General features: G+C 73.0%; 9 protein-coding genes. 4 read left to right on the forward strand and 5 right to left on the reverse strand.

What is annotated here, in order from left to right:
* Positions 1 to 82 precede the first annotated feature (82 nt).
* On the reverse strand, positions 83 to 769 hold the full coding sequence (locus tag ABZU52_RS29930) for an IclR family transcriptional regulator (protein ID WP_007456408.1): 687 nt from the start codon (positions 767 to 769) through the stop codon (positions 83 to 85).
* 49 nt (positions 770 to 818) lie between these two features.
* Between ABZU52_RS29930 and leuC the strand changes: the two genes are divergently transcribed.
* From leuC to ABZU52_RS29950, 4 genes are all read left to right on the forward strand, one after another.
* Entirely contained in the window at positions 819 to 2264 is a 1446-nt protein-coding gene (leuC, locus tag ABZU52_RS29935) for a 3-isopropylmalate dehydratase large subunit (protein ID WP_279516866.1), read from the forward strand.
* Positions 2265 to 2278: 14 nt separating this feature from the next.
* Positions 2279 to 2866 (forward strand): 3-isopropylmalate dehydratase small subunit, encoded by a 588-nt coding sequence (gene leuD, locus ABZU52_RS29940; RefSeq protein WP_354974301.1) that lies wholly within the window; start codon positions 2279 to 2281, stop codon positions 2864 to 2866.
* 172 nt (positions 2867 to 3038) lie between these two features.
* Entirely contained in the window at positions 3039 to 3707 is a 669-nt protein-coding gene (locus ABZU52_RS29945; protein ID WP_354974302.1) for an HU family DNA-binding protein, read from the forward strand.
* 162 nt (positions 3708 to 3869) lie between these two features.
* Positions 3870 to 5780 carry an endonuclease/exonuclease/phosphatase family protein gene (locus ABZU52_RS29950; protein WP_354974303.1) on the forward strand — a complete coding sequence of 637 codons (1911 nt, stop codon included), beginning with the start codon at positions 3870 to 3872 and terminating at the stop codon, positions 5778 to 5780.
* 68 nt (positions 5781 to 5848) lie between these two features.
* On the opposite strand, the gene ABZU52_RS29955 is transcribed toward ABZU52_RS29950, so the two are convergent.
* Genes ABZU52_RS29955 through ABZU52_RS29970 form a run of 4 tightly spaced genes read right to left on the reverse strand, consistent with a single transcriptional unit; the run spans position 5849 to position 10863 of the window.
* Positions 5849 to 6727, reverse strand: coding sequence for an NUDIX hydrolase (locus ABZU52_RS29955; protein ID WP_354974304.1), 879 nt, complete (start codon positions 6725 to 6727; stop codon positions 5849 to 5851).
* Positions 6715 to 8235 (reverse strand): CYTH and CHAD domain-containing protein, encoded by a 1521-nt coding sequence (locus ABZU52_RS29960; RefSeq protein ID WP_354974305.1) that lies wholly within the window; start codon positions 8233 to 8235, stop codon positions 6715 to 6717. The genes ABZU52_RS29955 and ABZU52_RS29960 overlap by 13 nt, the downstream gene beginning before the upstream one ends.
* A 24-nt stretch (positions 8236 to 8259) precedes the next feature.
* Positions 8260 to 10611 (reverse strand): RNA degradosome polyphosphate kinase, encoded by a 2352-nt coding sequence (locus ABZU52_RS29965; RefSeq protein WP_354974306.1) that lies wholly within the window; start codon positions 10609 to 10611, stop codon positions 8260 to 8262.
* Positions 10612 to 10665: 54 nt separating this feature from the next.
* Positions 10666 to 10863: a hypothetical protein gene (locus ABZU52_RS29970; protein WP_030335323.1), complete on the reverse strand. Its 198-nt coding sequence runs from the start codon at positions 10861 to 10863 to the stop codon at positions 10666 to 10668.
* Between the last annotated feature and the right edge of the window lie 87 nt (positions 10864 to 10950).

Here is a 10950-nt window from a genome sequence, read left to right on the forward strand (position 1 = left end):
GCCTCCGGCGTGTCGTGACGCAAACTTCTTGATCACCGGGAGCGGGGGGTGGGGCTGGGGGCAGGGGCGGGGGGAGGGCGGGTTAGAGGCCGGATAGGCGTTGGCCGGCTCTTACTACGGCCATGGCGTGGCGTTCGCCGGGGCGGCGGCCGAGGCGTTCGATCGGGCCGGAGATGCTGACCGAGGCGATCACCCGGCCGGTGCGGTCGCGGATCGGGGCGGAGACGCTCGCCACACCGGCCTCCCGTTCGGCGACGCTCTGCGCCCAGCCCCGGCGGCGTACCTCGGCGAGGGTGCGGCCGGTGAACTTGCTCCGCGGCAGCAGCGGCATCACCGCCTCCGGCGGCTCCCAGGCGAGCAGGATCTGGGCTGCGGAGCCGGCCGTCATCGGCAGCACCGAGCCGACCGGAACGGTGTCCCGTAGCCCGCTGGCGCGTTCCGCCGCCGCCACGCAGATCCGCTCGTCGGCGCGGCGCAGGTAGAGCTGCGCGCTCTCGCCGGTGGCGTCGCGCAGCGCGGCCAGCAACGGCTCGGCCGCGGTGAGCAGAACGTCCGGTGCGGCGTTGGCCAACTCACCCAGGCGGGGCCCTGGTCGCCATCGGCCCTGGGTGTCCCGGACCAGCATCCGGTGGATCTCCAGTGCCTGTGCCAGCCGATGTGCTGTGGCTCGGGGCAGCTTGGTGCGTTCAACGAGTTCGGCCAGGCTGGCGCCGTCCACGCAGGCGGCCAGGATGACCACCGCCTTGTCGAGAACGCCGACACCGCTCATACTGTGTCCCACAAGCCGAAACTTACCTCCCAGAATTTAGGATGTCCAGATGGTGGGAGTCACTCCTGAGCCGAGGACCCTGGCCGAGAAGGTCTGGGACGCGCACGTCGTACGGTCCGCCGCTGGTGAGCCGGACCTGCTCTTCATCGACCTGCACCTGCTGCACGAGGTGACCAGCCCGCAGGCGTTCGACGGGCTGCGGCTCGCCGGGCGCCGGGTGCGACGTACCGACCTGACCCTCGCGACCGAGGACCACAACACCCCGACCGGGTACGCCGACCCGGCGTTCCGCCTCCGCCGTGGTGACCTGCTCACCATCGCGGACCCCACGTCGCGTACGCAGATTGAGACGTTGCGCCGCAACTGCGCCGAGTTCGGGGTGCGGCTGCACCCGCTCGGTGACGACAACCAGGGCATCGTGCACGTGATCGGCCCGCAGCTCGGTCTCACCCAGCCGGGCCTGACGATCGTCTGCGGCGACTCGCACACCGCCACCCACGGCGCGTTCGGCGCGCTCGCCTTCGGCATCGGCACCAGCGAGGTGGAGCACGTGCTGGCCACCCAGACGCTGCCGCAGAGCCGGCCGAAGACGATGGCCGTGAACGTCACCGGCCGCCTCGCGCCCGGCGTGACCGCCAAGGACCTGGTGCTCGCGCTGATCACGCAGGTCGGCACGGGCGGCGGTCGCGGGCACATCGTCGAGTATCGCGGCGAGGCGATCCGAGCCCTCTCCATGGAGGGGCGGATGACCATCGCCAACATGTCCATCGAGTGGGGCGCCAAGGCCGGCATGATCGCGCCGGACGAGACCACCTTCGCGTACCTCAAGGGTCGACCGAACGCGCCGCAGGGCGCGGACTGGGACGCGGCGGTGGCGTGGTGGCGGACGCTGCCCACCGACGAGGGCGCGCGCTTCGACGCCGAGGTGACCCTGGACGCCAGCCAGATCACTCCGTTCGTCACCTGGGGCACCAACCCCGGGCAGGGCGCCCCGCTGAGCGCCCCGGTGCCGGACCCGGAGGAGTTCACCACCGACTCGGAGCGCACCGCCGCCCGCCGGGCCCTGGAGTACATGGACCTGCGCCCCGGCACCCCGCTGCGGGAGCTGCCCATCGACGTGGTCTTCGTGGGCTCCTGCACCAACGGCCGACTGGAGGACCTGCGGGCCGCAGCCGACGTGCTGCGGGGTCACCGCGTCGCCGACGGCGTCCGGATGCTCGTGGTGCCCGGCTCCGCCGCCGTCCGCGAGGCCGCCGAGGCCGAGGGGCTGGACAAGGTCTTCGCCGACGCCGGGGCGGAGTGGCGGTTCGCCGGCTGCTCCATGTGTCTGGGCATGAACCCGGACACGCTGAAGCCGGGCGAGCGCTCCGCCTCCACCTCGAACCGCAACTTCGAGGGCCGTCAGGGCCGGGGTGGGCGTACCCACCTGGTCTCGCCGCCGGTGGCCGCCGCCACCGCTGTGGTCGGCCGGCTGGCCGCCCCCGCCGACCTGTAGAAGGGACCGACGAGATGGACAAGTTCACCACCCACACCGGCACCGCCGTGCCGCTGCGCCGGTCCAACGTGGACACCGACCAGATCATCCCCGCCGTGTACCTCAAGCGGGTGACCCGGACGGGCTTCGCCGACGGGTTGTTCAGCGCCTGGCGGGAAGATCCGTCATTCGTGCTCAACGATGAAAACTATTCCGGGGCGTCGATCCTCATCGCCGGCCCGGAGTTCGGCACCGGCTCCTCCCGGGAGCACGCCGTCTGGGCGCTACGGGACTGGGGCTTCCGGGCGGTGGTGGCGCCGCGCTTCGGCGACATCTTCCGCGGCAACGCGCTCAAGGAAGGTCTGTTGCCGGTCGAGTTGGAATTGAAAGCCGTCGAAGAGTTGTGGGGCCTGGTCGAGGCGGATCCGACCACTCCGGTGACCGTCGACCTGACCGCCCGCCAGCTCCGGGCGGGGGACGCGAGCTGGTCGTTCCCGCTGGACGACTTCAGCCGTTGGCGCCTCCTGGAGGGCCTCGACGACATTGGACTCACCCTCCGGCACGCCGCCGACATCGACTCGTACGAGGCGCGCCGACTGCCCTTCCTGCCCTCCGTGGCATAGCCGTTAGGCCGCTCGCACAGCGGATTTCACCCCCATCGGTCCAACCGGTGGGGGTGAATCCGTTACGACACAAGGGCTTTTTTCTACCGAATGTTTGTGTCCCGGCAGCACAGGGCATACCGTGCGCGCAGAATGGCTCGCGACGAGTCAGTTGCACAATCGGGAGGAAGTCGTGAACAAGGCCGAGCTCATCGAGGCGCTCGCCGTTCGCCTGGGGGACCGGAAGATGGCGACGGCCGCGCTCGACGCGGTCCTCACCGAGGTCCAGGCGGCGGTCACCAAGGGCGAGAAGGTGGCGATCACCGGATTCGGAGCATTCGAAAAGCGTGTGCGTGGCGCGCGAACAGCGCGCAACCCGCGTACCGGCGAGGCGGTGAAGGTCAAGAAGACGTCAGTCCCGACCTTCCGCCCCGGCGCCGGGTTCAAGGAGATGGTGGCCAGCGGCAAGGTGCCGAAGGCCACGGCGGCGGCGAAGAAGACCGCCGCCAGCGCCGCCACGGCCAAGGCGGCCGGCACCAAGGCGACTGGCACGAAGGCGGCCGGCGCGAAGGCGACGGGCACCAAGGCGACCACGGCCAAGGCGGCCGGTAAGAAGACCGCCCCGGCCAAGGCGAGCAAGACCGCCACGGCGACCAAGACGGCCGCCAGCAAGAAGACCGCCCCGGCCAAGGCGAGCAAGAGCACCACGGCGACCAAGACGGCCGCCAGCAAGAAGACCACCGCGGCGAAGAAGACCACCGCCGCGACCCGGTCGACCGCGGCGAAGAAGACCACCGCGGCGGCGAGCAAGAGCACGGCGGCGAAGAAGGCTCCGGCCAAGAAGGCGGCCAGCAAGCGCTGACCGAGCCGCACCGCAAGGGCGTCCACCCGTGGGTGGGCGCCCTTGCGGCGTACCGGGGTGGTCGTTCGGCGTACTCGGGACCGTTGACCCGGTTGGCTGGCTCGCGCAGAATCGCCGTGCCGGCCCCCCTCCGCCGGCCCGTCGACGGGAAATGGGGCGCCGGTGCGCTACCGCCAGCTCACCACCGGGACGCTCGCGCTGGGCGTGCTCCTCCTCATCGACGTGCTGCGGGTCTGGCTGCCCGGCATCATCACCATCTTCGGTCAGGCGGCGTCCACCCCCGCCGAGCTGATGGGAGCGTTCGCCCTCGGCTGGTTCGTGCTCGCGATGGGCGCACCCGCCGTGGTCCGCCGAGTCGGAGCCCGCCCGGTCACGGTCGTCGCCGCTGTCGCGCTCGCCGTCGCCCGGCTCACGCTCACCGCCGCTCCCGGCGGGCGTACGCAACTCTGGGTGGCCACCGCCGGGTTGCTCGCCGGGCTGGTCTGGCTGGTCGGCGTCGCCACCGACACCGACCGACCGGTCCCGGGGCTGGCGTTGGGGTTCGCGGTCAACGCGGCCCTGCACGCGGTGCTGGACACCGTCGACCTGGTCTGGCGGGGCGACTGGGTGGCCTGGCTGCTCAGCGCCGTCGCGGTGGCGGTGTTCCTGGTCGGCACGGCGCGATCCGGCCGACGCACCGGCACCGCTGATGTCCCCGCCGGCCCCGGTGCTGGCCGGGCCTGGCTGCTGGCCGGGCCCGCGCTGCTGCTGGCCGGGATGGTGGCGCTCTCCCCGGCACTGACCCGGACCGCGATGTCGTACCTGGTCGCCGGGGACGGCGTGGCGCGTTCGCCGTTGTTCGGCCTGGCACCGGTGCCGGTGGCGGTCGCCGGGTTCCTGTGCGCCGCGTTGACCCGGCCGCCACGCGGCTGGGGCCGCGGGTACGGCCCGGTGGCGTTGCTCGTCGGCGCGGTGCTGTTCGCCCTCGATCGGGGCGACCTGCTCCTGCCGGCCATCCTCCTCGCCGCGGTCGGTCTCGGCGGCTGCCTCGCCCTGACCGACGACGTCGGCAGCGACACCGCGAACACCAGCACCACCGGCGGCGCCAGCGCCCGGCGGGGGTACGCGGCCGCCGCCGGCATGCTCGTCTTCGCGCTGGGCGCGGTGGGCTACTACTCGGCCTACGACCTCGGCTACCCCAACGCGGCGGTGCCCGTGGTGGTGGCCGTGCTGGTCGCCGCCGTGGCGTTCAGCGCCCGTCCCGTGGTCCACCGGCTTCCCGGACCGTTACCGCCGCTACGGGCCGCCGCCGCGGTCACCGCGCTGGCCCTGCTGGCACCGGTGCTCGCCGACGAGGTGCCGGTGGCCAGCAACCGGGACGGCCCGCCGCAGCGGTTGACAGTGGTGGCGTACAACATCCGGATGGGGTTCGGGTTGGACGGCCGGTTCGACCTGACCAACCTCGCCGACGTCGTCGTCCAACAACGGCCCGATGTGGTGCTGCTCAGCGAGGTGGACCGGGCGTGGCTGCTCAACGGCGGGCACGACACCCTGGACCTGCTGGCCGACCGGCTCGGTATGCCGTACGTCTTCGGGCCGGCCGCCGACCCGGTCTGGGGTGACGCGGTGCTCAGCCGTTGGCCGGTGCGCGATCCGCGGACCCTGCCGCTGGCCGCCGTCGGCGCGCCCACCGGCGCGCAGGCCCTCGCCGTCACGCTGGACCTCGGCGACGGTGTCCGTACCGCAGTGGTCAGCACCCATCTGCAACCGCCGCCCGACACGGGCCCGGTGGTCCAGGCCCGCGCGGTCGCCGAATTCGCCACCCGGTACGCGGCCGGTCGGCCGCTGGTGGTGGCGGGTGACCTGAACACCGAGCCGGGCGACGAGGCGTTCGCGGAGTTCACCAACGCCGGTCTGGTGGACGCGTTGGCCGCCGCCCGACCACTGGCGACCAGCCCGGCGGACGACCCGCGCCAGCAGATCGACCACATCTTCGTCTCGCCCGGCCTGACCCCCAGCGACCCGGTCGCGCCGCGAAGCACGGCCAGCGACCACCTGCCGGTCGCGGTGACCCTGACCCTGCCGCCCCGCTGACGAAAGGACCCTGCCGCCCCGCTGACGAAAGGACCCTGCCGCCCCGCTGACGAAAGCCGGGCCGGGCGCTACAGGCGATCGGCGGCCAGCAGCCGGTCGGCGGTGAAGGCGAGCAGCCAGCCGCCGCCCTTCGGGGTGGCGAAGTCCTCATCCGGGCGGCCGGTCAGCCGCTCCAGGGCGCCCGGCAGGACCTTGCCCTGGCTGCACACCGCCGCCTGCCCGCCGGTGCCGGCCAGCTCCAGCAGTTGGGCGGCGGTGGCCAGGATCTGCTCGTCGCTCTGCTGGCCGGGCTGGGGCTCGTCCAGGTCGCCGCAGATCTCGATCGGCAGGTCGAGCAGCGCGGCGACCGGGTCGAGCGTCTGCACGCACCGTCGCGGCGACGCCGACACCAGCCGGTCCGGTCGGATCAGGGCGATCAGCCCGGCCAGCGCGTTCGCCTGGGCCCACCCCTCGGCGTCCAGGGGCCGTCCGACGTCCGGGCCGGACCAGGTGGCCCGCTTGCCGGCGTGCGCGTGCCGAACCAGCGCGACAGTCGCGGTGACCGGCGGCAGCGCGGCGAACGCCGCCAACACCTCGGCGTCGTGCGGGTAGCTGACCAACCGGATCGCGTCGTCGACCGGGAGCCAGCGGATGTCGTCCACCTCGGTGCCCGGTTGGAAACCGCCGCTGGCCACCGCGAGCATCGACCAGTAGTCGACCAGTTTGGGCTGCCCCTCGCTGCGGTACCGCACCGACGGCAGCCGCACCTGCGGCACGCCCCACACGTCGGCCTCCTCGGCCACCTCACGGACCGCCGCGGCCAGCGCATGCTCGCCCGGCTCCAGCTTGCCCTTCGGCAGCGTCCAGTCGCCGTAGCGGGGGCGGTGCACCACGCAGACGCGTACGCCGTCGTCGGTGGGCCGCCAGGCCACCCCGCCCGCCGCCCGGATGCCGGTCACGGCAGCCAACTGGTCCGCCGTCGCCGGGTGGCCCGGTGCCAGGCGGCCGGGAAGAGCCCCCGCATCCGGCGCACCGACAGGCGTTCCCGCTCGGCCAGCCGCCCGGCGGTGACCGCCAGCTCATGGTCGTCCGGCCGCTCGGCGGCGATCTCCAGCCAGGCGTCCGCCGCCACCGCCGCGTCCTGGTGCTCGCCGAGCACGTCCTGCACCCGGGCGAGGGCGCGGGACAGCCGGCGCGCGCCCTTACCGACCGTCGGGGCCACCGCGTTGACCGCGTACCGAGCCTGCTTGCCCTCCTTGCGAACGGCGTGCCAGCGGTCGTCCGGCGACTGCGCGTCGAGCCCGTCGACGCCGTCCGGGCCGGACAACCGCCGCCAGGGGCGGGCCACCAGCGCGGGTAGCGCCTGCGCGGCGGGCGCGGCGGCCCGGCGGGTGAGTCGGGGCGCGCGGGAGGCCAGCACCAGGGAGTCCACCAGGGCCAGGTACCGCGCGGAGCGCAGCATCTCGTCGATCGCGGTGAGCGCCCGGCGGTGCCGTTCGGCGAGCACCTCGTCGAGCCGGTCCACCGCGCCCCGGTCGAGCGGGCTCAGCGGATCGGCGTCGGCGGTACGGCGCAGCCGCGCGCGCAGCACCTCGGCGTCGCGGGCCGCGCCGAGCACACCGGCCAACCAGCGCAGCTCGGTGCGCAGTGGGCCGGACCAGGTCTTGCGCAGCAACGGTTTGAAGGTCCGCAGATCGCTGCGCAGGCGTCGGCAGGCCACCCGCATCTGGTGCACCGCGGTGTCGTCACCGGCGGCCGGGGCGCGTAGCCGGACCAGCGAGTCGTGCGCCAACAGCCGGCGGATCTCCTTGCGTACCGCCTCGGTCACCACGTCACCGGCGCTCGGCTCGGCGGGCAGCCCGGCCGGCGCGACCAGGTCCGGATCGGCCTGGGCCGGCTCACCCAACGCCCGTACGTGCTTCGGGGTGAACGACCCGGCCTGGGCGCCGGCCTCGCGCAGCACCCCGCCGACCCGATCGAGCAGCGTCCGGTCGCCGGCCTTCCGCTCCACCTCCACCTCGCGGAACGTGTCGGTGGTGGTGCCAGCGTCGTCCCGCACTGTCACCCGGTCGTCCACCACCTCGACGAGCACCGCGCCGGCCCGGTCACACACCTCGTACGCGTGCCGCACCGTCCGAACCACCGTCACCGGGGCCAGCGGCGCACCCCGGTGCAGCACGGTGACCAACTCCACCAGCTCCGGTGGCGGCTGCCCCTTCGGCCCGGGGCGGGAGATCTCGTGCCGTACGCCCGGTGTTCCGGTCGGCAGCTTCACCGTCCAGGGCATCTCGTCACCCCGGCGGTGGCGCAGCGAGGCGCCGGCTCGGGCCAGCCGCAGGTCGACGGTGTCGAGGTAGCGGGCGACAAGCGTCACCGGTGGCAGTGCCCGGACCCGACCGCCGGGCGGGGCCGTCCCGGCCAGGTCCGGTAGCAGGTAGGCGTCGTCCACCTCGTACTTCTGCTCCTCCTCGACCATCAGCTCAGCCTATGCGCTGCGCGGTCAGCCGGCCGTGCCACCGACGCGGCGCAGCAGCAGTTCCTGTAGGTGGGCACGGGGCGTGTTGTCACCGCCGGTACGCCGGGTCCAGGTGCCGTCGCCGGCCAGCTCGAACGCGTCCACGTCGGGGCTCATCGCGGTGGTGAGCACCTGGTCCAGCTCGGCGCGGGCGACCGGGTCACTCACCTGCACCAGCGCCTCCACCCGACGGTCCAGGTTGCGGTGCATCAGGTCGGCGGAGCCCATCCAGAACTCGGCCTCACCGTTGTTGCCGAACCGGAAGACCCGGGAGTGTTCCAGGAACCGACCGAGGATCGAGCGGACCCGGATGTTCTCCGACAACCCCGGCACCCCGGGGCGCAGCGTGCACATGCCCCGGATGAGCAGGTCGACGTGTACGCCGGCCTGCGAGGCGCGGTACAGCGCGTCGGTCACCCCCTCGTCGACCAGTGAGTTCACCTTGAACTGGACCAGGCCGGGCATGCCCAGGCGGACGTGCGAGATCTCCCGCTCGATCCGCTCGATGAGCCCGCTGCGGATGCCCTGCGGTGCGACCAGCAACCGCCGGTACGCGGTCTGTCGGCTGTACCCGGTGAGCACGTTGAACAGGTCGGTGAGGTCGGCGCCGATCTCCGGGTCGGCGGTGAGCATGCCGAAGTCCTCGTACAGTCGGGCCGTCTTCGGGTGGTAGTTGCCGGTGCCGATGTGGCAGTAGCGGCGGATCTGGTTGCCCTCCTGCCGGACCACCAGCGCGGTCTTGCAGTGCGTCTTCAAGCCGACCAGGCCGTACACCACGTGGCAGCCGGCGCGTTCCAGGGTGCGGGCCCAGCCGATGTTGGCCACCTCGTCGAAGCGGGCCTTCACCTCCACCAGCACCACCACCTGCTTGCCGGCGGCGGCCGCGTCGACGAGCGCGTCGACGATCGGGGAGTCACCGCTGGTCCGGTAGAGGGTCTGCTTGATGGCCAGCACGTTCGGGTCGGCGGCGGCCTGCTCGATGAAGCGCTGCACGCTGGTGGCGAACGAGTGGTACGGGTGGTGCACCAGGATGTCCCCGTCGCGCAGGGTGGCGAAGACGCTGCGCGGCATCTCGCCCTCGGCGAGCCGGGGATGGGTGGCCGGCACGAACGGCGGGTCCTTCAGGTCCGGCCGGTCCGCCTCGCCGTAGACCTGCCAGAGGGCGGACAGGTCCAGCAGGCCGGGCACCCGCAGCACGTCCTGGTCGTCCATGTCCAGCTCGCGGACGAGCAGATCCAACATGTGGTCGGAGATCGACGCGGCGACCTCCAGCCGGACCGGGGGACCGAACCGCCGCCGGGCCAGCTCCCGCTCCAATGCCTGGAGCAGATCCTCGTCGCGGTCCTCGTCGACCTCCACCTCGGCGTTGCGGGTGACCCGGAACAGGTGGCACTCGACCACCTGCATGCCACTGAACAGCTGCCCCAGGTGGACCGAGATCAGGTCCTCCACCGGCAGCATCCGGACGCCCGGCTGGTCCCGGTCCACCCGGACGAAGCGGGGCACGTTGTTCGGCACCTTCACCCGGGCGAACAGCTCGGAACCGCCGTCCGGGTGACGAACCGCCACCGCCAGGTTCAGCGACCGCCCGGAGATGTACGGGAACGGGTGCGCCGGGTCCACCGCGAGCGGGGTCAGCACCGGGAAGATGTGCTCCCGGAAGTAGGTGCGCAGCCGCTCCCGCTCGCCGTCGCCCAGCTCGCCCCAGCGCAGGATCCGGATGCCCTCGTCGGCCAGTTTGGGCAGCACGTCGTCGACGAAGCAGGCGGCGTGCCGGGCGCCCAGCGCGGCGGTCCGCTCGGCGATCAGCTCCAACTGGGTACGCAGGGGCAGCCGGTCTCCGCCGCGCACCGGCAGGCCGGCGGAGAGCCGTCGCTTCAGCCCGGCGACGCGGACCATGTAGAACTCGTCGAGATTGCTGGCGAAGATGGCCAGGAACTTGGCCCGTTCCAGCAGGGGGGTGCGCTGGTCCTCGGCCAGGGCGAGCACCCGGGCGTTGAAGTCGAGCCAGGACAACTCCCGGTTGAAAAACCGGTCCTCCGGCAGCGGCGGAGCCGCCGGCGGCTCGTCCTCGGCACCGGTCGACAGGTCGCCGGGCCGGACCGGGTGGACGTCACCGGCGGCCGGGCCGCCCGCATCGATCTTCGGCGCGGGGTCGAGAACCTCGTCCAGCCCGGAGGAGGCGGCGCCGGGATCGTCGGCGAGCGGGTCGGCGCGTTCGGCACCGGCGCGTTCGGCACTGGACGGGCGGAAGCGCCCATCGGTGCCGCGTACGCGGGAGCCGTTGCGGAGGTCGGTGGCGGGCGGGCGGGACGGTTGTTCGCGAGGGGTGCTCACCCGCTCATAATCACCCGATTACGGTAAACGCAAAATGAACTTGGGCTCGCCGGCTCAGATCATCGTCGGCAATGTCACCCGGACAACCTCGCCGTCGGGATCGGTGTCGATGCGCACCCGCTGGCCGAGCCGGAGAAGCCGCAGCCCGGAGGCGTCGAAGGCCCGGGCGGGGAAGCGCATCTCGGTGCCGTCGTCGAGCAGCAGAACACCGCTGCGCGTCGCCGCGTCGTAGCTGGCCACCGTGCCCTGCATGCTCGCACCGTACACCCGGGGGCTCAGCCCGCGGCGCGGGCCGGGCGGGCTCAGCCCGCAGCGCGGGCGGGGCGGCCGGCGGCCACC

The organism is Micromonospora sp. NPDC005220 (genome assembly GCF_040607895.1).
GTDB lineage: Bacteria > Actinomycetota > Actinomycetes > Mycobacteriales > Micromonosporaceae > Micromonospora.